This is a genomic window from Hymenobacter daeguensis (assembly GCF_054780555.1).
The window spans coordinates 57,781-80,031 of the sequence record NZ_BAAGWC010000014.1 but is presented as its reverse complement, the minus strand read 5'-3'; the positions used below and the strand labels follow the sequence as shown (position 1 = coordinate 80,031).

The following is a 22,251-nucleotide window of genomic DNA, read 5'->3' as shown; positions in this document are numbered from 1 at the left end:
CTGATGCAAGTCGAACAATTAATCCTGCAGCTCCCAGGCCGTGCGGTAGCCGCCTATACGCTCCACGTACTCAATAAGGGCCTTGAAAAACGGGTGCGCGCTCAGCGTCGAGGAGTCGCCGACGAGCAGCAGCTTTTTGCGGGCCCGGGTCATGCCCACGTTCATGCGGCGAATGTCGCTCAGGAAGCCGATTTCGCCGTGGTTGTTGCTGCGGGTGAGGGTGATGGCAATGATGTCGCGCTCCTGGCCCTGGAACGAATCCACGGTACCCACGCTGAGCTGGCGGTGCAGCATCAGGCCGCTGAGCTCGTCGTTTTCCTCGATGGCGTCCTTGAGGTAGTTGATTTGGGCGCGGTAGGGGGCGATGACGCCGATGCTGAGCGGGTCTTCCTCATGGTCGGCGGGGTCGTAGGGTTCGAGGAGCTGGGCGAGGCGCTTGAGGAGCAGGTCGGCTTCTTCGGGGTTGGCGGTGGAGCGGCTTTCGGGGATGGTGATTTCCTGAAAGCCGAAGCCGGCCGTGTCGAGGAATTCCACGGGCAGGTCGGGGGCGAAGCGCAGGTCGTAGGCATCGAGGCCGGCGTGGGCCACGGTTTCATAGGCCACCAGCTTACCGTCGTAGAACTGGTCGGAGCTGAACTGCATGATTTGCTCGTGCATGCGGTACTGCACCGTGAGCATGCGGGCCGTGGCGGGCTGGCGCTTAATGGCCTTCTCGAACAGCGTTTCGCGCAGGGCCCCGGCCTTGTCGCTCTTCACGGTGGGCGGCAGCTGGTGGTGGTCGCCGGCCAGAATCACGCGCTGGCCCTTGGCAATCGGAATCCAGCAGCCCGGCTCCAGGGCCTGGGCGGCTTCGTCGATGAACACCGTTTCGTAGGTCAGGTGGCGGATGTTGCGGTTGCTGGCGCCCACCAGCGTGCACGTTATCACCTGCACCGATTCCAATAAATCTTCGGTGATGTAGCGCTCCAAGTCGTCGGCCTGCTGGAACAGCATCCGCGCTTCTTCCTTGAGCTGGCGGCGGTGCTGCTGCTCCTCGTAGCCGAAGTTGCGCACGTATTTGCTGGCCGTTTCGCGGTATTGGTCGGCCGTCTGGCGCATCGAGCGCATCTCGTTGTAGCTCTTGTGGTTCATCACCTGGGCATCGAGCGTGTGCTCGAGCAGCAGGTCCGACACCCGCGAGGGGTTGCCCATGCGAATGACGTTGACGCCGCGCTCGGCCAGCTTCTCGGTGAGCAAATCGACGGCCGTGTTGCTGGGCGCGCACACCAGCACGCGCCGCTCACGCCGGATGGTTTCCAGGATGGCCTGCACCAGCGTGGTGGTTTTGCCGGTGCCGGGCGGGCCGTGGATGATGGCCACGTCGCGGGCGGCCAGCACGTGGCGCACGGCGGCCAGCTGGGAGTCGTTGAGCGGGCTGGGATAGAAGAGGTCGGTGGCTTTTTCGTCGCGGAAACGGGCTTCTTTGGCGCCCAGCAGGATATCGCGCAGCTCGGCCAGCCGGTCGCCGTAGGCGCCCATCACCTTGCCCAGGGCGTAATCCATCTCGCGGTAGCTGACTTCGTCAAAAGTCAAATCGATGCCCAGCTTGTGGCCTTCGGTCACCCAGTCGGGCAGGTCTTCCTTGGTGGTGGCCAGCAGCAGCTTGTTGCGCCGCACGCTGGTGATGACGCCGCTGAGGGTGGGCCGGTCGGTGGCCGAGCGGCCGGGCACGTTGCCAAACAAGGAGGCGTTTTTGCCCACCTGAAACAGGTGCAGGCCCTGCTGGCCGGCGGGCCGCTCCAGCTCCAGCACCACCTTGCCGCCGAAGCCGATGTCTTCCTGCGAGATGGTGACGGGGTACCAGGTGAGGCCGCGCTGCTGCCGCTCCTGAATGCTGGCCTTGGCGTTTTTGAGCTTGAACTGCTCCAGGTCTTCCTGCTGCTCCAGCTTCATCAGGGCCTGCACCTGGCGCAGCTCTTTTTCGATGGCGTAGGGGTCGACGGGGGCGAAAGGGGGGATGGTATCGGACAAAAGAATGCGGGTTGGGTTCGTTGCAGTTGGTAACAACGAAAGCGGGGAAATAGTCGATTTACTGGCAACCCATAGGAAACCAAATGCCTCTTACGGAGCAGCTCCCCATATTGGGCAGCACATGATTGGGGTCGAGCGTCGTTATATCAACGTCGCTCATGACTTGGGTTAGCTGTAATTGGTGAAAGTCAGAAACGATGCTTCTCAAAATGTGGCGCGCGTCAGCGTGGTTCCAGGCGCTAACTCCAAATGAACGGCGGTGTTCTGATTCAACCGGCCCCGCATATTCAAACCAGTATCGGGTGAGTTTCATCAGTTGCTGGGAAGTTCTTAAGCCGCGGCCAGCAGTATTTCGACCGCAATAGCTGTGTGACGGCATTAGGGTTGTCGGGCAAAGGTCGGGCGCGCAGCATAAACTCCGGAGTTAATCCGGCCCTGGAAAACCGGCCAGCCCGCTTAGCCTGATGGCAGCACTAAAAAGCCCCGCCGCCCGTATGAGAAGCACTTCTTCACCCGCTCATACCTCCCGAAACCACATGGCAGCTCCCGCCACTCCGCCACTCACCGGCCCCGACCTTATCACCGACGGCCTTGCCCTCACCGACCTCGCCGATGGCGCCATGACCACCGGCCACGCCCACGGCGAGCCCGTGCTGCTGGCCCGGCGCGGCGACGAAATCTTCGCCATCACCGCCAAGTGCAGCCATTTGGGCGCGCCGCTCGGCAAAGGCCTGCTGGTGGGCGACACCGTGCGCTGCCCCTGGCACCACGCCTGTTTCAGCCTGCGCACCGGGGAGGCCCTCCGCGCCCCGGCCCTCGACCCGCTGCCGCGCTGGCCGGTGGAACAGCGCAACGGCCGCGCCTACGTGACCGGCAAGCTGGCGCGCGACCCGCTGGCTCCCTTTGACGCTGCCGAAACCAGCGTGCACCCCGCGGCCGTGGTCATCATCGGAGCGGGCGCGGCCGGCAGCGCGGCGGCCGAAATGCTGCGCCGCCAAGGCTACGAAGGCCGCATCACCGTGCTTGATGGCGAGGCCGAAGCGCCTTACGACCGCACCATGCTATCCAAAACCTTCCCGGCCGATGAGAAGAAGCCCGTCAGCTTACGGCCGGCTGATTTCTACGCCCAGCACCGTCTCGAGCTGGTGCGCGGTGAAGTGGCGGGCATCGACGTGCCCGGCCGCCGCGTGCTGCTGGCCGATGGCACGGCCCATTCCTACGACAAGCTGCTGCTGGCCACCGGAGCCGCGCCCGTGCCGCTGGACATTCCCGGCCACGACCTGCCGCACGTGCACGTGCTGCGCTCGCTGGCCGACCACCGGGCTATTGCAAAAGCGGCCGCCACGGCGAAGCGGGCCGTGGTGCTGGGGGCCAGTTTCATCGGGCTGGAAGTGGCCGCCGCGCTGCGCACCAAGGGCCTGGAAGTGCACGTGGTGGCGCCCGATGGGCTGCCGCTCGCCAAAATAGTAGGGCCGGCGCTGGGCGAAATCGTGCGGAAGCTGCACGAGGACAAAGGCGTCGTTTTTCACCTGGAACAGAAGGCGGCCCGCATCGAAGCGGAGGTGGTGACGCTGGAAAACGGCGAGCAAGTACCGGCCGATTTGGTGGTGGCCGGCATCGGCGTGCGGCCCCGGCTGGCGCTGGCCGAAGCGGCCGGGCTGGCCACGGACAAGGGCGTGACCGTGAACGAATACCTCGAAACCAGCGCGCCGGGCATCTTCGCGGCCGGCGACATTGCCCGCTGGCCCGACCCACACTCCGGCCGCAATATTCGCGTGGAGCACTGGGTGGTGGCCCAGCGCCAGGGCCAGACGGCCGCCCGCAACATCCTGGGGCAGCGCGAGAAATTCGAGGCCGTGCCCTTCTTCTGGAGCAAGCACTACGACTTTTCCATCCGCTACGTGGGCCACGCCGAGCAGTGGGAAGAGGCCCCGGTAAGCGGCGATTTGGCCCGGCAGGAATTCTCCATCGCCTACAAGGCCGGCGGCAAAACCCTGGCCGTGGCCAGCGTGAAGCGCGACGTGGAAAACCTGAAAGCCGAAGTGGCGCTGGAGGCTGATGAAGCGGTGGCGCTGGGGTAGTGGATGGGTTGTTGAAGTGGTGGAGCAGGGTATTTGTCTGTCATTCTGAGCCCAGCGAAGGACCTGCTCCCCGATGAACAGCTCGTAGTATTTTCAAACGGCTCAACCGTGGTAAGGTCCTTCGTCTCTGCTTGAATCGCAGAATGCTCGGGATGACAGAATAATCCACAAACCCACCAGCTACCCCAGCAGCTGCGGCCGCTCCCGGTACACTTTCCACAGAAACTCCCCGAACAGTGTATTGGCCCAGGCAAACCAGGCGCGGGTGTACCTGGCAGGGTTGTCTTTGTGGAAGGACTCGTGCAGGTAGCCGGTGCCGGCGTGGCAGGCTTTGAGGGCCTGCAGGCAGGTCCGGATTTCGGTGTCGTCGCGGCTGGTGAGGCCGCGCATGGCCAGGCCGATGGGCCAAATCATGTCGGGGCCGGTGTGGGGGCTGCCAATGCCGGTGGCGGCCGTGCCCTGGTAGAAGGTGGGATTGGCCGCGGACAGAATCAGGCGGCGGGTGTTCTGGTAGGTGGGCTCGTTGAGGGGCAGCGCGTCGAGGTAGGGCAGGGCCAGCAGGCTGGGCACGTTGGCATCGTCCATGAGCGTGTGGTTGCCGGTGCCGTCCACTTCGTAGGCGTACACGGGGCCGAATTCGGGATGCTGAATGGTGGCGTGCTGGCGCAGGGCCACGGCAATTTCGTCGGCCAGGGCCATGCATTCCTGGGCCGTTTTGTTGTCGTGGGCAATGTCGGCCATCATCAAGAACGCCTGCCGCAGGCTCGTGACGGCGAAGAAGTTGCCGGGCACCAGGAAGGGGTAGCGCGTGGCATCGTCGCTGGGCCGGAAAGCCGAGGCGATGAGGCCCGTGGGGTGCACCGGCGGCGGGTGGCGGGGCGGCGTGTCGAGGAGGTTGGTGGTCTGGCGGAAGAAGTGGTAGGGGCCGGGTCCGGCTTTGTGCTGCTGCTCGCGGAAGGTTTGCAGGGTGCGGGCAATGGCCTGCCGCCACTGCGCGTCGAAGGGCTGGTGGTCGCCCGTGATTTTCCAGTAGTGGTAGCCCAACCGGATGGGGTAGCACAGCGAGTCGATTTCCCATTTGCGCTCGTGCACGCCGGGCTGCATGGCGGTTTCGTCGGTGCGCCACTCGCCCACTTTGGCCGGGTCGAGGTAGAAGGCGTTGGCGTAGGGGTCCTGCAGAATGCAGCGCGTCTGGCGATTAATCACGCCGGCCACGAGCTGGCGCAGGGGCGCATCGCGGGTGATGAGCGCGAGGTAGGGCCACACCTGGGCGGTGCTGTCGCGCAGCCACATGGCATCGATGTCGCCGGTGATGACGAAGGTATCGGGCCGGCCGGCGCGGGTGCCGGGCGTCACGGTGGTGTCCAGCGTGTTGGGGAAGCAGTTATTGAACAGCCAGGCCAGCTCCGGGTCCTGCACGTTGTTGCCGAACTCCGCAATGGCGGCTTCCACGGCCTGGCTCTGGAAGCGGCGCAGGCCGGGCACGGGCCGCACCGTGGGGAACGGCGGCGCTTTGGCTGCCTGGCCGGGCCGGCTCAGCAATGAGCCGGCGGCCAGCAGGCCCGCGCCGCGCACGAAGTTCCGACGATTCATAGGAAAGGAATGTTTGGTAAGAACAAGCAGCGGCACAAAGAAACCCTATGCCCCGATACCCGCGAAATAAACCCGGCGCCCTGCAAACCGTGAGGGAGTGCTGTTTAAAAAGCCACCGGAAGCCAGCCGGGTATTCTGCGGATGAGCTTACCGGACAGCGCTATAAGCGGTTGACAAACGACTGGTTATGCCTGTGGGCGGTTCAGGTAGTAAGCCTGTTTCAAAGCTCCGTATGCCGCGCTCAGGCTTGAAAAAACGAGTAGCAAATACCCGAGCCATAAGCTGATTGCGCCTGAAAACGAATTAATTGGACTCTCTGCAGATGCGAAGGAATGTGGATAATTATTTCTGCAGGCACGCGGTGAAAACGTGTGCGGTATCGATTGCGGCCGCTTAGTTTTGCCAGGAAGTTGTCGGACCTTTCCTTTTCTTTTTTTCCTTTTTTCAGCTCTTCATGAACATTCGTACTCTCAGTCTGTCGGCCATGCTTTTCCTGGCGCTGCTCTGCGCCTCGTGTGGCCCCAGCATCTATCTGGCCAACGACTTCCGCTCGTATGCGCCCAAGCACAAAACGGTGGCCATTCTGCCTGCTACCGTTTCCATTAGCATGCGGCCCAACCAGGCCCGCAACACCAGCGCCGAGCAGATGCGCAACCTGCAGCAGCAAACCGCCCTCGATTTTCAGTCGCGCATCTATGCCTGGCTGCTGCGTCGCCAGCAGCAGTCGCGCTACACCGTCGATTTTCAGGACGTGGCCCTGACCAACTCGCTGCTGCGCAAAGCCAACCTCACCGAGGAAGACATGCGTACGCTGGCCCCTCAGGACCTGGCCAAGGCACTGGGCGTAGACGCGGTGCTCACCACCAGCGTGCGCACCTCCAAACCCATGAGCGACGGCGCTGCCGTGGCCGTGGGCCTGTTGGTGGGCGCCTGGGGTGCCACCAACCAGGCCAACATCACCGTCGACATTCACGAAGCCACGGGCGGCAAGCTGCTCTGGAAATACGACTACGTGGCTTCCGGCTCGGTAGGCAGCTCGCCCGAGGGCATGGTTAACGCGCTGATGCGCAATGCCTCGCGTAAATTTCCCTACACGCCCACCAAATCATAATCTTCCAGCAGCCGACAGCTGAGCAGGCCGCTTCCCACCACGGGGAGCGGCTTTTTTCTTGGCCCGAGCCCGGTCGGTTGTTGGGCATATGGGGAGCTGTGTAGCTGGTCGCAGCACGTCGTGCTGATTCTTTTCCCGAACAGCTGCCTGATTTCTACATCTCCAGCTTCTGTCCCTGAATGGCCTTCGCCATCAGCTCCGGAAACCTGGCCGGCGTGCAGGCAAAGCTGGGAATAGCCAGCGCCGCCAGCTGCTCGGCCACGCGGCGGTCGAAGCTGGGCGCGCCGTCGTCGCTCAGGGCCAGCAGCACCACCACGTTCACGCCGGCGGCTTTGAGGGCAGCGGCGCGCTTTACCATTTCCTTCTCGTTGCCGCCCTCGTAGAGGTCGGTGATGAGGACGAGAATGGTATCCGTCGGGCGGGAAATGAGCTGCTGGCAGTAGCTGAGGGCCAGGTTGATATCGGTGCCGCCGCCGAGCTGCACCCCGAAGAGCAGGTCCACCGGGTCGTGCAGGTTTTCGCTCAGGTTCACCACGGCCGTGTCGAACACCACCATGTGCGTTTTCACCGCTTTCAGCGAAGCCAGCACCGCCCCGAACACGCCCGCGTACACCACCGACGAGGCCATCGAGCCGCTCTGGTCCACGCAGAGCACGATTTCCTTCAGCGCCTGCCCGCGCCGGCCAAACCCCACCAGCCGCTCCGGAATCACGGTTTTGTGCGCCGCCTGGTAGTGTTTCAAATTCGCTTTGATGGTGGCGCCCCAGTCGATTTCGTGGTAGCGCGGGCGCGGGTTGCGCACGGCCCGGCTCAGGGCGCCCTGCACGGCCTGGCGCAGCGGGTTGCTGAGCTTCTGCTCCAGCTCGCGCACCACTTTGGTGATAACCTCGCGGGCCGTGGCCCTGGCCTTCTGCGGCATCACCCGGCTCAGCGACATGAGCGTGCCCACCAGGTGCACGTCGGCCTGCACCGTGCGCAGAATTTCGGGCTCCAGCAGCAGCTGGTTCAGGCCCAGGCGCGTCATGGCGTCCTGCTGCATGATGGCCACCACTTCGGTAGGGAAGTATTCGCGGATGTCGCCCAGCCAGCGGCTCACGCGGGGTGCGGAGCCGCCCAGGCCGGCCTTGCGCTCGGCCTTGTCGCCGTCGTAGAGGGCGGTGAGCACGTCGTCCATCCGGCCGTAGTCGGGCGGCAGGGGCACGGCATCGGCCGCATCGGCGGCGCTGCCCAGAACGAGTTTCCAGCGGGTGGGGGTGGTGGCAGCCATGGCGCGGTGCAGGGCTAAAGGGCGCTGCAGGCCGCAAAATACAGCTTAGCCGGAACCTCCGCGCCCCTGGGGACCGGAAATTCCGGCGGCATCTGCTCACGCAGCGGCTTGGGCCAGCTGGCCGTGCAGGTACTGCTCCACGTCCGCAACGGTGCGCAGCTTCTCGGTTTCAGTGCCCGCCAGGGGCAGGTCGTAGTAGGTGGCCAGCCCGGCCAGCAGCTGCTGGCGCTCCACGGAGGTGAAGGGCGAGTCGTGGGTGAGCGCGGCGCTGGTTTCGGTGCGGCGGTGGCGCAGCCAGTTCAGCAGGAAAGCCCGGGTTGGCGGCCGGGAGGTGTCGGACAGAAAATCCGACGAAAGCGCCAGCTGGTGCATGGTGAAGAGGAAGAGTTCCATCGTGCAGAATAGAGAAGGGTGAAGAAGAGCCGGCCATTCCAACGCCCGCGCGGCGGCGCTTATTGCCGCGCGGTGCGGCCCACGGCGCGGTCCAGGTCGATGGTGGCATGCTGGTAGTCGTATACGGCCTGCAAATACCCTAATTTGGTTCGGGTTAATGCCAGCTCGGCATCGGTGAGGTCGAGGCGCGAGGCCATGCCGGCGCGCCACCGGTCGCGGGTGATGCGGTAGCCCAGCGCGGCGGCGGCCACGGTTTGCTGCTGGCTCTGCACGCGGCGGCGCGCTTCCTGCACGCTCGCCACGCTGGTCAGCACCTCGGCCCGAATCAGCTCCTGCTCGTTGGCCAGGCTGCGCTCGGTTTGCTGCCGCGTGATGCGGGCCTGCTCGGTGCGGGCCAGCACCCGGCCGCCGCTGTAGATGGGCACCGCCACCTGCACGCCCAGGTAAGAGCTCACCGGCCACTGGTAGTCGCCCAGGCGCAGGTTGTAGGCCTGGGCCTGGGTTTGCACGAGGCCGGTGGCGGCCAGCTGCGGCTTGCCCGCCGCTGCCGCCTGCCGGATTTGCTCCTGGTTCAGCTCCTCCGTTAGCTTGAGCTGGCGCAGCTCGGGGCGGTTTTCCAGCGCTTCGGCGTAGGCCTGCCCGTTGGTCAGCGGCTGGGCGCTATCATCAAAATGAAGCGAGTCCAGCAGTGCCAGCGGCTCATCGGCCTCCAGGCCGATGGTGGTGGCCAGCACCGTTTTGGCAATGGCAATGCCGTTGGAAAGGCGCAGGATTTCGGGCCGCAGGTTTTCCACGTTCACGTAGGCCCGCAAGGTGTCCACGCGGGAGGCGCGGCCCTGCAGCAGCAGCGAGCGGGCGTCGCGCAGGGCCTGCTGGTTGCGCCCCAGGCTTTGCTGCTGCAGCCGCAGCTGCTCCTCGGTGATGAGCACGTTGAGGTAGGCCTTGCGCACGGCCGTCACCACGTTGCTGGCCGTCACGGCCGCCTCGGCGGTGCTGCGCACTTCGTCAATGTTGGCCGCTTTGATGCCCGATTTCACCCCGGCCTGCAGCAGCGGCTGGTACACCCCCACGGAGCCCACAAACGCCTGGTCGCCGCCCACGCGCAGATTGGCAATCTGGTTTTCGGCCAGCCCGGCAAAGTTACCCGGCAGGAAGGAAACGGGCCGCTGGATATTATAAACGTATTGCCCGAAGCCGGATACGGTGGGCAGCGCCGCCCCACGGGCCTCGCGGGTGCGCTGGCTGGCCTTAGCCACGGCCAGGCTGGCAATCTGCAGGTCGCGGTTTTTCTCCCGCGCCAGGGCCACGGCGTCGGCAATGGTGAGGGGTTTGGTTTGAGCGGCGGCGGTTATGGAGTAGGCCAGCAGGCCGGCAAGCAGGGCGTAGCGCCGCATCGGCTGCGCGCTTGAAAAGGCAGGAAATTGCATGGGGAATGACTTGAAAAGTCAGGAATTATAAAATGTTGTGCTTAGGAAGATTACAGCGTCTCGTGCTGGCATTAACCTCACCCCCTAACCCCTTCTCCCGCGGAGAGGGGCACCGGCTATGTGCTGGCGTCAGGCTCCCCTCTCCGCGGGAGAGGGGTCGGGGGTGAGGTTTCCCCGCGTCAGGCGGCGCGCTGCATGACCGGCAGATTAGGCGGGCACGGCCACCGGCTCCTCTTCCACCACCACCGGCTTGTGCTTGCGCGAGAGGAAGGAGTACACCGCCGGAATAATGTACAGCGTCAGGAAGCCGGCAAACACCAGCCCGCCCACGATGACCGTGCCCAGCGAGCTGCGGCTGTTCACGGCCCAGGCAATGGGAATGGTGCCGAAAATCATGGCCAGCGAAGTCATCAGAATCGGGCGGAAGCGGGAAGCGGCCGCGGCCTGGGCGGCTTCCAGCGGCGACAGGCCCTGCTCCTTGGCCTGGTTGGCAAACTCCACGATGAGGATGCCGTTTTTGGTAATCAGGCCGATGAGCGTGATGATGCCGATTTGGCTGAACACGTTCAGCGTCTGGCCCAGCGCCCACAGGCTGAGCAGGGCGCCGGTGAGGGCCAGCGGCACGGTGAGCAGAATGATGAGCGGGTCAATCAGGCTCTCAAACTGCGCGGCCAGAATCAGGTAAATCAGCACCAGCGCGAAGCCGAAAGCCAGCACCAGGCTCGACGCGCTTTCGGCAAAGTCGCGCGACTCGCCCGCCAGCGAGGTTTTGATGGTGGCCGGCAGCACCTGCTTGGCAATGCGCTGCATCTCGGCCACGCCGTCGCCCACGGTCGCGCCGGGCGCCAGACCCGCCGACACGGTGGCCGACAAAGCCTGGTCGTAGCGGTAGATGGCGGCCGGGCTGATGCTTTCCTTAAAGGTCACCAGGTTGTCGAGCGACACCATTTCGCCGCTGCGGGTGCGGGCGTACACGCCGCGCAGGGCGTCGGGCGTGCTGCGGTTTTCGCGCTGCAGCTGGCCGATGACGTCGTACTGCCGGTCGTTGAAAATGAAGTAGCCGTAGCGCTGCCCGCTCAGGGCCAGCTGCAGGCTGCGGGCAATTTCGACCACCGAAATGCCCAGCTCCGCCGCTTTGTCGCGGTCAATGGTCAGCACCAGCTCGGGCTTGTTCACCTTCAGGTCGGAGTCCACGAAGCGCAGCACCGGGCTCTTGCGGGCCTCCTCCAGAAACTTCGGCAGCACGGCCGTCACGGCCGCCAGATTAGGCCCCTGCAGCACGAAGTTCACCGGCTGCCCGCCGCCGAAGCGCCCGCCAATGGTGGGCGGCTGCGACGGAAACACCAGCACGCCCCGGAAGTTCTGGGCGTTGCGGCCCAGCACGGCGGCCACCTGGGCCTGGCTGGTGGTGCGCTCTTCGGCCTTTTTAAGGAAGGTTTGCTGAATGGCCACGTTCACCGGCGCAGGCGGCCCGAAGGTGAGCGCCAGCAACGAGTAGGTTTGGAACAAGCCCAGGTTCTGGGTCGAGTCGACCACGAATTTCGACAGCTCGTTCACATACTTTTCAGTGTATTCGTAGGACGAGCCCTCCGGCGCCACCATCACCATCGTCACCTGCGAGCGGTCTTCCAGCGGGGCCAGCTCCGAGGGCAGCAGCCGGCCCACGCCGTAAATCAGCCCCAGGCTGGCCGCCAGCACCGGCAGCGCCACCCAGCGCCGGCGCAGGAACCAAGCCAGCGTGCGCTCGTAGCCGCCGTTGAGGCCCACAAACAGCGGCTCGGTCTTGCGGTAGAGCCAGTTGGGCTGGTCCTGGTGCTTGAGCAGGTAGGCGCTCATCATCGGCGACAGGGTGAGGGCCACGAAGGCCGACACCGTGACCGAGCCGGCCACCACCACCGCAAATTCCTGGAACAGCTTGCCCGTGATGCCCGGCAAAAACAGGATGGGCAGAAATACCGCCGCCAGCGTAATCGTGGTCGAAATCACCGCAAAGTAGATTTCCGCCGAGCCCTTCAGTGCCGCCTGCAAAGGCGTCATGCCCGCCTCTACCTTGGAATAAATATTCTCCAGCACCACAATGGCATCGTCCACCACCAGCCCGATGGCCAGCACCAAACCCAACAGCGTCAATACGTTGATGGAGTAGCCGGCCAGGTACATGATGAAGAAGGCCGACACGATGCTGACCGGAATGGCCACCACCGGAATGATGGTGGAGCGCCAGTCGCGCAGAAACACGAACAGAATCACCACCACCAGCCCGAAGGCGATGAGCAGCGTTTCCTCCACCTCCGAAATCGAGGCCCGAATCGACTCGGTGAAGTCCTTGCCGATGGTCATTTCGTACTCGGCGGGCACTTCCTTGCGCAGCTCCACTAGCCGGCGGTTGAACTCGTCGGCGATGGCAATTTCATTGGCCCCGCGCTGCGGCTCCACAAACACGCCCACGCAGGCCGCGTTGCGCCGCAGCCCGTTGAACACGGCGGTGCGCTCGTTCTCGGCGCCCAGCTCGGCTGTGCCGATGTCGCGGAAGCGCACAATGCTGTTGCCGTCCTGCTTCACTATCATGTTGTTGAAATCCTCGTCCTTGGTCAGGCGGCCCAGGGTGCGGACGGTCAGCTCGTTGCGGTCGCCCTCGATGCGGCCGCCGGGCAGGTCCACGTTTTCCTTACGCAGGGCCTGCTCCACGTCGGCGGGCGTGAGCTGGTAGGCGGCCAGCTTGGCCGGGTCGATGCGCAGGCGCATGGCGTACTTTTTCTCGCCCGCAATGCCGACGTGCTTCACGCCGGGGATGTTCTGCATCCGCTCCTTGATAACGGTGGAGGCCAGGTTGCTGACTTCGAGAATACTCTTGGTCTTGCTCTCCACCACCATGAAAATGACGCCGTCGCCGCCCGAGGCTTTCTCCACCACGGGCGGGTCCACGTCGGCCGGCAGCAGCCGGATGGCCTTAGCCACCTTGTCGCGCACGTCGTTGGCGGCGGCTTCCAGGTCGTCGTTGAGGTTAAATTCCACGGTAATCACGCTGCCCGCCTCCCGCGAAACCGAGGAAATGGTGCGGATGCCGTTGGCCTCGCCAATGGATTCCTCCAAGGGCTTGGTAATCTGGTAGGCCATCACGTCCGGGCTGGCGCCCGGGTAAGAGGTCGTAACCGTGACGATGGGCGAATCCGTGACCGGGTACTCGCGCACCCCCAGGTAGGAAAAGCCCACCAGCCCGAACAAAATAATAAGCACAGACAGCACCCCGGCCAACACCGGCCGCTGAATGCTAACGCTCGATAAACTCATGAGCTAAGAAGAAATGAAGGGTAGTCGTGAGACTATGTATGTGGATTTTTGGAGCAGCGAAACGGTCAGGTTGAGCGCAGCGTCTCGCCGGGGTAACCTCACCCCCTGACCTCCTCTCCCGCGGAGAGGGGGCACCGGTTATGCACCAACGGGAATCGTCAGGCTCCCCTCTCCACGGGAGAGGGGCCGGGGTGAGGTTCCGGCGTCAGGCGGCAAGCGAGATGCTTCGCTGCGCTCGGCATGACGTTCTGCCTACTTATTGGCGCTGGCTACCTGCACGGGCGCCCCCGGCCCCAGCCGCAACAGGTTGGTGGTGATGACGGTATCGCCGGCGCTCAGGCCACTGAGCACCTGCACGGTGCCGCGGCTGCGCGGGCCGGTGGTCACGTCGCGGTAGTCGGCCCTGCCGCCTTTGATGGCGTAGAGCGCGTAGCCCTTGGCCGTGGGAATGAGCGCCTGCGTGGGCACCACCAGCGCCTCCGAAGTGGCGTGCAGGGCGAAGCTGATTTTGGCCGACATGCCCGGCACCAACTGTTGCTTGGCATTCGGGCTGATGGCTTTCACCAGCAGGCTGCGGGTGCTCACGTCGGTGCGCGGCTCGGTGGCAATGATGCGGCCGGCTTGCGGCGCCGAGCCGTTTTCGGTGGTGAATCGGATGGTCTGGCCGGGGCGCACCTCGGCGGCGTAGCGCTCGGGCACGGTGAAGGTAACTTCCACCTGGCTCACGTCTTCGAGGGAGGTGAGCACGGTGCTGGGCGTCACGTAGGCGCCCACGTCCACTTTGTTGAGGCCGATTTTACCGGCAAACGGGGCGCGAATCTGCGTTTTGGCCAGGTCCACGTCCACGGATTTGATATCTGCCTGCAGCACCTGCAGGTTGGTCGACACCTGGTCGTACTCCTGCTGCGTCACCGATTCGGTCCGGAGCAGGCCGCGCATGCGCCCGTCGTCGAGCAGCGCCAGCTTTTCCTGCAGCTTGAGCTTGTGGCGGCGGGCCAGCAGGTCGGCGTCATCGAGCTTGAAGAGCAGGGCCCCGCGCGCCACGCTGCTGCCTTCGTGGGCGTACACGGCGGTGACTTTGCGGGCCACTTCGCTTACCAGCTGCACCTCCTGGTTGGCCTGAATGGTGCCGGTGGCTTGCAGCTCATCGGCGGCGGCGGTGGGGCGCACCACGTAGTGGTCGACGAGCAGCGCGGGCGTGGCGGCCGGAGCCGGGGCTTCGGCAGGGGAGGCTGCTGTCTTGTTGGCTGACAGTACCTTGGGAATGCCAAAGCCTAGCAGAATAACGAGCACAAAGGCGCCCAGCAGCAGCCCTCGCGAACGGGAAAGTGTGGTGGTCATGGAGGTTCGGGGTCAAAGAAAACGCATCAATAAATAATAATGCGTTAATGTGTTTTGATAAAAAAATGACTTGGCAATTCGTAAAAGGTAGCACCTCACCTCAGCAGGAAGCGGCCAGTTTCCCCAGGTGTGCGCTTTTCATCAACACATAAACAAGTGTTGATGTTTTGAGAAAATAAAAAACCAGCTGATTATTTCCATCAGCTGGCACAGGGCTACTTCACTTTCAGCATGCCCAGGAAGCTTTCCAGCTCCTGCAGCTTCTCCGGATTAACGGAGTAAAGCACGCAGCGGCCTTCCTTGCGCGACTCCACCAACCCGGCCTCCATCAGAGCCTTGATGTGGTGCGACATGGAAGGCTGGCTCACGGGCGCTACGTCGAACAAATCGGCGCACGCCACTTGCGGGGCCTGCGAAATCTCCTGCAGGATGCGCAGGCGGTTGGGGTCGCTGAGGGCTTTGGCGATTTTGACGAGGGACTTGGTATCCATGGGAAGCAAAGTTAACACATGCTAATGTGTTGATGTGTGCTAAACGGCTTTGCCCGCCGAATGGTTCGGCCGCCGCCCAGCGCCGCCCGGCTTCGCGGCACCGGCCGGGCCCCTGTATGGCTTGGTCGGTGCCGCGAAGTCGGGCGGCGCTGGGTTATCTTGTGGGTTGGCTACTTTTTTGCAATCAGATGGTTACGCCGGCAATGGCTTTTTCCAGGGCCGTGGGTTCCAGGTCGGGAATGCTGGTGCCTTCCACCCGCACCACTTCCACATCGGTGAGGCCGATGAAAGCCAGAACCGGCTTCAGGTAAGGGGCCATGAAGTCGTAGGCGGCCATGGGCGAGCCTTCGGAATACACGCCGCCGCTGGCCAGCGCCAGGTACACTTTCTTGCCCGTGAGCAGGCCCTGCGGCCCGTTGGGGCCATACGAAAACGTGACCCCGGCCCGCACCAGGTGGTCGAGCCAGGCCTTGAGCGAGGAGGGAATGCCGAAGTTGTACATGGGCGCGCCAATGACCAGCACATCGGCCGCCCGCACTTCCTCGATAACTTCGTCGGAATGCCGGATGGCGGCCAGCTGCGCCGGGGTGCGGCTTTCGGCCGGCGTGAAGATTCCCTGCACGAAGGCTTCCTCGAAGTGCGGCAGCGGGTGCGTGGTCAGGTTGCGCTCGTGCACCGTGCTGCCGGGGTGGGCGGCCCGGAGCTGCTCAACAAGCTGGTGGCCCAGCCGGGTGCTGTAGGAGTTGGAACGGGGGCTGGAAATGATGTGCAGAATATGCATGGCTGATGAGGGGCCAGCCGCATTGGTTTGGCTGACTGGCCCGGCAAACCTACCGGCCGCCCAATGCCGATTCCTAGCTGATTCTCAAAACAGTACCGGTTCTGAAAAGAGTAGCTATTTGAAAATAAGGGCGTTGGGAAACAGCTGCCAGCCATGCTGTAAACCTCCAGCCCGGCGGCGTGGTAGTAGTGCAGCATCAAACCTAACCGCCATGATTCCGCCCACCGTCGACCTTACGTATCCTGCCTGCCGCAGCGCCCATCAGTCCGTGCGCGACACCCTCGACGTGGTAGGCGGCAAGTGGAAGCTGGTGATTCTGGCCGTGCTGCGGGACCGCAAATACCGTTTCAAGGAGCTGAGCCGGGCGCTGAACATCTCGCCGAGCATTCTCTCCAAGGAATTGCAGGAGATGGAAATGGACCGGCTGGTGACGCGCACAGTGTACAACACCACCCCCCAAACCGTGGAATACGAAGCCACCGAATACAGCAAAACCCTGACGGAGGTATTGCAGGCCATGCGCAAGTGGGGCGAGCTGCACCACGAAACCATTGTGGGCAAAAAGCGCGGGGCCGCGGTTTGATTGAGAAGCAGTAAAGAACGGGGAGGCTGCGCACAGCCGCCGCCCCGTTCCGGAACAGCCCAAAGCCTAGACCCCCAGCAGCTCGCGCAGCCCCGGCAGCACCTGCGCCCCGCGCTCCCAGTCGAAGTCCAGGGATTCGGGGGTGGCCGAAGCGGGGGCATCCGTACTGGCTATTTCCAGAATCTGGCGGCGCTCGGGCAGCGAGAAGTCGGTGAAGGCGCGGCGGAGCAGGGGCACGATTTCGCGGAAAGTGTCCTCCTTCAGCTCCCCCAGCCAGGCATCCAGCAGGTCGAATAGCTCGCGGTGGTGGATGAGCAGCAGGCCGCTGCCGCGCAGGAAGCCTTCAATCCAGGCGGTGGCGTAGTCGGTGGGCTGGGCGGGGGCCAGCGCCAGGCCCAGGGCCGTGGCCGTGGCGTCGGAATCGGCCTGGCGGGCATCGAAAAGCAGGCGGGCGGCGGCCCCGGCCAGCAGGCCGTTGGTAGCGGCGTTGCGCTGCACGGCGGCCAGCGCGGCGTACCAATCGGTTTCGTGGGCAGGGTTTTCGAGCAGGCGAATGGCCTGGTGAGTGGCTTCGATGCTGGCCAGAAGCGGCCTGGCGGCGGCATAGTCGAGGCCGGCGCAGGCGGCCGGCAGGCCGATGCACAGGCGCGGCACCAGCTGGTGCACTACCTGGGCCACCTGCCGGGTATCGGTGCGGCGCACGTTGCCGTAGCGCAGCACCTGGGCCAGCGGGGGCAGGGCGGCCAGCAGGTGGGTCACGTCGCGGGTATCGGCCCCGATGGTTTCGAGGCGGGCCACCAGCGCCGGAATGGCTGGGCCGAGGTCGGCGCGCAGGGCTTCTTCCAGCAGCCGGCTCACGGCTTCGAGGCGGGTGGCTTCGGCGGCGCGGGCGGTGGCGCGGGCGGCGGCGGCGGCCAGCACGGTGTTGCCCCAACGGCCGGCCTCAATCACGGCCAGGGCCATTTCGGGTTCCCATTCCAGGGTCCAGATTTCGTGAAAGGTGCCGCTTTTGCCGGTCACTTCCCCGGGCTCGCCCCAGTTGATGTCGAGTAGGCGCAGGCGGTGCAGCAGGTGGCTGCGGTCGCGCTGGGCGGGCTGGCGCAGGTCGAGGTCGAGCGGCTTCGAAACGGCTTCGGGCTTGAGGCGCAGGGACTTTTGCTGCTGGGCCAGGTCCTGCTGCAGGGGCGTGGCGGGCAGGCCGGCCGGCACCTCGCCCAGCTTCACCCCAATCACCAGCTCCTGGTGCACCAGCGCCAGCGGCTCGGCGTAGCCCCCGCCCAGGATGGCCACGGCGGCTTCCTGCAGCTCGTCGATGCCCGGCAGGGCCAGCCCGCGCACGGCGGCCAGCGCGGCGGCCAGCCGCACACCCTCAATGGCGTGGGCCGAAGACGCGTCCACGTCCTGCCCGCGCAGTAGGCGGGTAGCGCGCACCATCCAGTGCGTCAGCACCTCGGCGCGGGGCTGGGCAAACAGCAGCTCGTACCAGGCCGGCGAGAGCACGCCCGCCCCGTAGCCCGAGCTGAACGACAGCCGCTCGTAAGTCCACGGAATCCAGGTGGTTTCGGTGGCGACCTTTTTAAGGCCCTTGAGGCGGGCTTTGTCTTCTTTTTTGCGTAAGTCGGGCTGCAATACCGGCGCGTGCCAGGCCCCGCACACCACCGCCACGCGCGGGTAGCCCTGGGCCAGCGTAGCCCGCAGCGTTTCGCGCATGAAAGCCTCGCGGAGCAGGGTTTCTTCGGTTTCGGGGCGTTTCAATTCCTCGCGCAGGGCCGTCATCAAATCCAGCACCACGGCGAAGGTGTCGGCGTTGCCGGGCGCGTGCTCGAGGTGGGTTTCCCACCACTGCTCCGAGTCGGTGTAGCCGGCCAGGCGGGCGATGTAGGCCACGGGGTCGGTTTCTGCGTTTGCCTCACCATCTGGGGGAACCTCACCCCCTGACCCCCTCTCCAAAAGAGAGGGGGCACCGGTTATGCGCTCTTCCGCTTTTTCAGACAAATCGTCCTCATGGGCCGGTTCCCCCTCTCCTGAGGAGAGGAGGTCAGGGGGTGAGGTTGACGTCAGGTCCACCACCGCGTCCTTCATCCCAAACCGCAGACTCATCGGCAAATCCATGCACCGCACGTGCGCCCCGTGGCGGGCGCACCACTGCACCGCCTGCCACTCCGGCGAAAACTCGGCAAACGGCAGAAACGACGCCTGTCCTTGCTGCTTCGGGTTATAAACGAGCAGGGCCACGGGCGGCACCAGCTCCGGGTGGGTGGCCGTGGCCAGGGCGGCTTCGGCATCGGCGGGGCACTCCAGCAGCACGATATCGGGCCGGAAAGCGTCGAGCGCGGCCACGAGGCTGGCGGCGCTGCCGGGGCCGTGGTGGCGAATGCCGAACAGGCGGAGGTCGGTGGGCATGGGAAGAACAGGGAATTGGGCAGGGCCTGCAAATGAACAACACCCCGCCCAACCGGCCCCGCGCTAGCCGAAATTTTCTTCGATGAGCTCCTTATTGATGAATGCGCCGGCCTTGCCGCCAGCGGCCACCGCCGCCGAAACCGCTCGCATAGGCGTTGTATTGTCGCCGGCCGCGAACACGCCCCCGACGCTGGTGCGCTGGAAGTCATCGACCTGCACATGGCCCATTGGGGTAAGCACGCAGCCAAGCTGCTGCGCCAGGGTGCCAGGCAGCTGAAACGGCACCCGGGCAAATACCGCGTCCAGCGGGTGCGTGGCGCCATCGGCCAGTTGCACGGCCCGCAGCTGCCCTTGCTCGTGGGCAATGCGGGCCAGGGCTGTTTCCACGATGCCGATGCCGTGGCGGGCCAGCGCCTGCTGCTGGGCAGTGCTGAGCGTAGAAGGCCCATCGGTGAAGAGGGTGAACTGCCGCGACCAGTGGTGAATCAGGCGGGCAAAATCGAAGCCCGTGTCGCCGTTGCCGATGACGCCCAGGCGTTGGTCACGCACTTCGTAGCCGTGGCAGTAGGGGCAGTGCAGCACCGAAATGCCCCAGCACTCGGCAAAGCCGGGCAGTGCCGGCAGCAGGTCCGCGACGCCGGTGGCCAGCAGCAGCCGCGCCGCCGTGAAGCTGGAACCAGCGGCGGTTTCGATGCGGAAGCCGTCCGCAACCGTGCTGGCGGTCAGGGCTTCCTCAGCCCGCAGTTCGATGGTGGGGTAATGCTGCACCTGCGCCAGGGCCTGGGCGCGCAGGGCCGCCGGCGTGGCCCCGTCCTGGGTGAGGAAGTTGTGGGAGTGGGGCGTCTGGCGGTTGCAGGGCCGGTCGGTGTCGAGGAGGAGCACGCGGCGGCGGGAGCGGCCCAGGGCCATGGCGGCCGAAAGGCCGGCGTAGCTCCCGCCGATGATAATAGCGTCGAAATCAGGCATTGAGAAGGATGAGAGCAGCCGCGCTGCGTGCGGGCCATCGGGACGGACGCGGGCGGGCTGGATTCCCTTACAAAAAAACTGTTCTGCCCACCGACACACTGCTGCACCCGGCAGATATCCTGCTGGCGCTAAAAGATATCTTACTTCCTATGAAAGATATCCTACTGACACCTGCGGATACGGTTCTGGACCTGGAAAATATTCTAATGTCGCTTGAATATGTCCTAGTGGCAGGTGTGGAGTCGGGGGTGGTTGAAGGAATATGCTGAAATTATCTGAACTCGAATCAACTAGAGATAGAGCTAAGGATACCCTGTCAAATCAGCCTGCCGACACTCTGGCACTCATCATTTCTTGAAAACGCAATTGATTACCATTTGAGTCAGACCAAAAATTGCCATTATTCTCGTAGGAAAAAATATGCAGTTCAGGCGTGGTCAATGCGTTGCAGACGATACATAGCTTATAGTCTAGCGACTTTTTCAAAAGATGCTGGTATTCATTCGGCGTCAGTTCGGCCATAAGCGATGTCCCTGATAATCCTTTGACTTCCAAGTTTAGGGTGCGCCGACCACGAGTTGCAGTCAAGTCCCAACCAACGTTGTCCTTCTCGACAGAAACAACACCATAACCTATGCTGGTGTAATGTGTAGCCACGGCATCTATTGCCGCTTTCTCTACCGCAATTCGCTTTAGAATGTCTGGTTGCCGCGCCCGTTCGTCTTTGGATTTGCTCTTGTCTTTTATTAAACCACCTGCATTAATATAAGCTAAAACGCTCGCTGCAAAAAGCGGATTTTTATCTTGATAAAAGGTATTGCTGCGACCTGGATAACCTTCTCCTCGCGGTACTTCAAATAGCCTTTCATCGTCATCCAGAAGCGTGCAGTCAGCTTCTTTCGCTTTTGCGAAATAGCCGATATCACCTTTCCCATAATTACGTTTAAATGCTGGGGTGGCCGGTTGCAACGTGGCATAGACTTTTGCATGACGATACCAGCCAATAATGAAAGAACCGCCACCTGGGCGATTGGCAATCCATACAACGGTTACATCGGCAAGGCTGCTTCCAGTAGCACCAGCATCAATACGAGACAGGTTGATGCCGCTGGCATTGCTTGGAGGTTGAACGTATCCGTAGCAGCTTTTTTTGAATACTGAATAATTATAAACTTCTCCTTTCTCCGGCCAGGACCCTCCCCCAGAAATGGTATCACTGATTTTGGGGCCAGTGTAATTTTTCATCCAGCCAATGCGAAAGAAAACAATGCGGTCCATTCTATAGGTCGTTTAGGTTGTGAATTGAGGCTAAAAGAAACCTAAACTAATTACTATCCAAATCAAATTTTTGCATACCAAAACTTACTCCACCACCTCCCGGCAGGCCCTATACAAATCCTTCCAGCCCTCGCGCTCCTTGGCCACGGTTTCGAGGTATTCGAGCCAGACCACGCGGTCGGGGGTGGGGTCTTTGATGACGGCGCCGGTGAGGCCGGCAGCCAGGTCGTGGGCGCGCAGGGTGCCGTCGCCGAAGTAGGCGGCCAGGGCCAGGCCGGAGTTCATCACCGAGATGGCCTCGCCGGTGCTGAGGGTGCCGCTGGGGCTCTTGAGCTTGGTTTTGCCGTTGTCGGTCACGCCCTGGCGCAGCTCGCGGAAGATGGTGACGAGGCGGCTGATTTGCTCCAGCGCGGGCGCTTCGACGGGCAGCTGCAGGGCCTGGCCCTGCTTGGCCACGCGGGTCTGCACGATGTGGACTTCCTCGGCCAGGGTGGCGGGCAGGGGCAGCACCACGGCGTTGAAGCGGCGGCGCAGGGCGCTGCTCAGCTCGTTCACGCCCCGGTCCCGGTCGTTGGCCGTGGCGATGACGTTGAAGCCCTGCCGGGCCTGAATTTCGGTGCTCAGCTCGGGGATGGGCAGCACCTTTTCCGAGAGCATCGTGAGCAGGGTGTCCTGCACGTCGGAGGGGATGCGCGTCAGCTCCTCGATGCGGACGAACTGGCCGGTTTCCATGCCTTTGTAGAGCGGGCTGGGCACCAGCGCACTCAGGGAAGGGCCTTCGGCGAGCAGGCGGGCGTAGTTCCAGGAGTAGCGCAGGCTGTCTTCGGCGGTGCCGGCGGTGCCCTGCACCAGCAGGTTGGTGTGCCCGCTGATGGCGGCGGTGAGGTGCTCGCTCACCCAGCTTTTGGCCGTGCCGGGCACGCCGAGCAGCAGCAGGGCGCGGTCGGTGGCTAGGGTGGCCACGGCAATTTCCATCAGCCGCCGCTGCCCGATGTACTTGGGCTCAACCTCAAACCCGTTATCGAGCTGGCCGCCCAGCAGGTAGGTCACCACGGCCCAGGGCGAGAGGTGCCAGCCGGGCGGCTTGGGGCGGCTGGTATCGAGGGCCTTGAGGGCGGCCAGCTCTTCGGCGTAGAGGTCTTCGGCGTGGGGGCGGAGCAGGGTCGGGGTCATGGTCGGGTTGGGATGGGAAATGGAAAGGGTTTGCGGTCAATCAGCCCGTCAGGCTTCGGCTG

16 protein-coding genes are annotated in these 22,251 nt (G+C 63.8%); 3 read left to right on the top strand and 13 right to left on the bottom strand.

What is annotated here, in order from left to right:
- Positions 1–18: 18 nt before the first annotated feature.
- Positions 19–2,010, bottom strand: coding sequence for a DEAD/DEAH box helicase (locus tag ACYVHT_RS15565; RefSeq protein ID WP_460553680.1), 1,992 nt, complete (start codon positions 2,008–2,010; stop codon positions 19–21).
- A gap of 536 nt (positions 2,011–2,546) precedes the next feature.
- Between ACYVHT_RS15565 and ACYVHT_RS15560 the strand changes: the two genes are divergently transcribed.
- Entirely contained in the window at positions 2,547–4,091 is a 1,545-nt protein-coding gene (locus ACYVHT_RS15560; protein ID WP_460553677.1) for an FAD-dependent oxidoreductase, read from the top strand.
- Positions 4,092–4,271: 180 nt separating this feature from the next.
- On the opposite strand, the gene ACYVHT_RS15555 is transcribed toward ACYVHT_RS15560, so the two are convergent.
- Complete coding sequence (locus ACYVHT_RS15555; RefSeq protein ID WP_460553674.1) at positions 4,272–5,684, bottom strand: glycoside hydrolase family 125 protein; 1,413 nt, start codon at positions 5,682–5,684, stop codon at positions 4,272–4,274.
- Between the two features lie 454 nt (positions 5,685–6,138).
- On the opposite strand from ACYVHT_RS15555, the gene ACYVHT_RS15550 reads away from it, so the two are divergent.
- Positions 6,139–6,795 carry a hypothetical protein gene (locus tag ACYVHT_RS15550; RefSeq protein WP_460553671.1) on the top strand — a complete coding sequence of 219 codons (657 nt, stop codon included), beginning with the start codon at positions 6,139–6,141 and terminating at the stop codon, positions 6,793–6,795.
- Between the two features lie 154 nt (positions 6,796–6,949).
- Here the strand turns inward: ACYVHT_RS15550 and ACYVHT_RS15545 are convergent, their stop codons facing one another.
- From ACYVHT_RS15545 to ACYVHT_RS15515, 7 genes are all read right to left on the bottom strand, one after another.
- The gene (locus ACYVHT_RS15545) at positions 6,950–8,062 is read right to left on the bottom strand and encodes a vWA domain-containing protein (RefSeq protein WP_460553668.1); all 1,113 of its coding nucleotides are present in this window, start codon (positions 8,060–8,062) and stop codon (positions 6,950–6,952) included.
- Between the two features lie 96 nt (positions 8,063–8,158).
- Positions 8,159–8,455 carry a hypothetical protein gene (locus tag ACYVHT_RS15540; RefSeq protein WP_460553665.1) on the bottom strand — a complete coding sequence of 99 codons (297 nt, stop codon included), beginning with the start codon at positions 8,453–8,455 and terminating at the stop codon, positions 8,159–8,161.
- Between the two features lie 59 nt (positions 8,456–8,514).
- On the bottom strand, positions 8,515–9,882 hold the full coding sequence (locus ACYVHT_RS15535) for a TolC family protein (protein ID WP_460553662.1): 1,368 nt from the start codon (positions 9,880–9,882) through the stop codon (positions 8,515–8,517).
- 207 nt (positions 9,883–10,089) lie between these two features.
- Positions 10,090–13,173 (bottom strand): efflux RND transporter permease subunit, encoded by a 3,084-nt coding sequence (locus ACYVHT_RS15530; RefSeq protein WP_460553659.1) that lies wholly within the window; start codon positions 13,171–13,173, stop codon positions 10,090–10,092.
- Positions 13,174–13,425: 252 nt separating this feature from the next.
- A complete protein-coding gene (locus ACYVHT_RS15525; protein WP_460553656.1) occupies positions 13,426–14,514 on the bottom strand; it encodes an efflux RND transporter periplasmic adaptor subunit in 1,089 nt (362 codons plus the stop codon).
- Between the two features lie 215 nt (positions 14,515–14,729).
- Positions 14,730–15,005 (bottom strand): ArsR/SmtB family transcription factor, encoded by a 276-nt coding sequence (locus ACYVHT_RS15520; RefSeq protein ID WP_460553653.1) that lies wholly within the window; start codon positions 15,003–15,005, stop codon positions 14,730–14,732.
- A gap of 184 nt (positions 15,006–15,189) precedes the next feature.
- Complete coding sequence (locus ACYVHT_RS15515) at positions 15,190–15,786, bottom strand: FMN-dependent NADH-azoreductase (protein WP_460553650.1); 597 nt, start codon at positions 15,784–15,786, stop codon at positions 15,190–15,192.
- 211 nt (positions 15,787–15,997) lie between these two features.
- On the opposite strand from ACYVHT_RS15515, the gene ACYVHT_RS15510 reads away from it, so the two are divergent.
- Positions 15,998–16,369: a winged helix-turn-helix transcriptional regulator gene (locus ACYVHT_RS15510; protein WP_460553647.1), complete on the top strand. Its 372-nt coding sequence runs from the start codon at positions 15,998–16,000 to the stop codon at positions 16,367–16,369.
- A 66-nt stretch (positions 16,370–16,435) separates the two neighbouring features.
- Here ACYVHT_RS15510 and ACYVHT_RS15505 read toward each other — a convergent pair whose 3' ends face one another.
- From ACYVHT_RS15505 to ACYVHT_RS15490, 4 genes are all read right to left on the bottom strand, one after another.
- Positions 16,436–18,772 (bottom strand): DUF5682 family protein, encoded by a 2,337-nt coding sequence (locus ACYVHT_RS15505; protein ID WP_460553644.1) that lies wholly within the window; start codon positions 18,770–18,772, stop codon positions 16,436–16,438.
- Positions 18,773–18,835: 63 nt separating this feature from the next.
- The gene (locus tag ACYVHT_RS15500) at positions 18,836–19,738 is read right to left on the bottom strand and encodes an NAD(P)/FAD-dependent oxidoreductase (protein WP_460553641.1); all 903 of its coding nucleotides are present in this window, start codon (positions 19,736–19,738) and stop codon (positions 18,836–18,838) included.
- A gap of 321 nt (positions 19,739–20,059) precedes the next feature.
- A complete protein-coding gene (locus tag ACYVHT_RS15495; protein WP_460553638.1) occupies positions 20,060–21,016 on the bottom strand; it encodes a protein NO VEIN domain-containing protein in 957 nt (318 codons plus the stop codon).
- 84 nt (positions 21,017–21,100) lie between these two features.
- Positions 21,101–22,189: an ATP-binding protein gene (locus ACYVHT_RS15490; RefSeq protein ID WP_460553635.1), complete on the bottom strand. Its 1,089-nt coding sequence runs from the start codon at positions 22,187–22,189 to the stop codon at positions 21,101–21,103.
- Positions 22,190–22,251: the final 62 nt, after the last annotated feature.

Excerpts from the sequence above, each read along its gene's own strand:
- ACYVHT_RS15495 (WP_460553638.1), bottom strand. The coding sequence starts at position 21,016 with ATGGACCGCATTGTTTTCTTTCGCATTGGCTGGATGAAAAATTACACT.
- ACYVHT_RS15560 (WP_460553677.1), top strand. The coding sequence starts at position 2,547 with ATGGCAGCTCCCGCCACTCCGCCACTCACCGGCCCCGACCTTATCACC.
- ACYVHT_RS15500 (WP_460553641.1), bottom strand. The coding sequence starts at position 19,738 with ATGCCTGATTTCGACGCTATTATCATCGGCGGGAGCTACGCCGGCCTT.
- ACYVHT_RS15520 (WP_460553653.1), bottom strand. The coding sequence starts at position 15,005 with ATGGATACCAAGTCCCTCGTCAAAATCGCCAAAGCCCTCAGCGACCCC.
- ACYVHT_RS15510 (WP_460553647.1), top strand. The coding sequence starts at position 15,998 with ATGATTCCGCCCACCGTCGACCTTACGTATCCTGCCTGCCGCAGCGCC.
- ACYVHT_RS15490 (WP_460553635.1), bottom strand. The coding sequence starts at position 22,189 with ATGACCCCGACCCTGCTCCGCCCCCACGCCGAAGACCTCTACGCCGAA.
- ACYVHT_RS15535 (WP_460553662.1), bottom strand. The coding sequence starts at position 9,882 with ATGCAATTTCCTGCCTTTTCAAGCGCGCAGCCGATGCGGCGCTACGCC.
- ACYVHT_RS15555 (WP_460553674.1), bottom strand. The coding sequence starts at position 5,684 with ATGAATCGTCGGAACTTCGTGCGCGGCGCGGGCCTGCTGGCCGCCGGC.
- ACYVHT_RS15530 (WP_460553659.1), bottom strand. The coding sequence starts at position 13,173 with ATGAGTTTATCGAGCGTTAGCATTCAGCGGCCGGTGTTGGCCGGGGTG.
- ACYVHT_RS15545 (WP_460553668.1), bottom strand. The coding sequence starts at position 8,062 with ATGGCTGCCACCACCCCCACCCGCTGGAAACTCGTTCTGGGCAGCGCC.
- ACYVHT_RS15550 (WP_460553671.1), top strand. The coding sequence starts at position 6,139 with ATGAACATTCGTACTCTCAGTCTGTCGGCCATGCTTTTCCTGGCGCTG.
- ACYVHT_RS15515 (WP_460553650.1), bottom strand. The coding sequence starts at position 15,786 with ATGCATATTCTGCACATCATTTCCAGCCCCCGTTCCAACTCCTACAGC.
- ACYVHT_RS15540 (WP_460553665.1), bottom strand. The coding sequence starts at position 8,455 with ATGGAACTCTTCCTCTTCACCATGCACCAGCTGGCGCTTTCGTCGGAT.
- ACYVHT_RS15525 (WP_460553656.1), bottom strand. The coding sequence starts at position 14,514 with ATGACCACCACACTTTCCCGTTCGCGAGGGCTGCTGCTGGGCGCCTTT.
- ACYVHT_RS15505 (WP_460553644.1), bottom strand. The coding sequence starts at position 18,772 with ATGCCCACCGACCTCCGCCTGTTCGGCATTCGCCACCACGGCCCCGGC.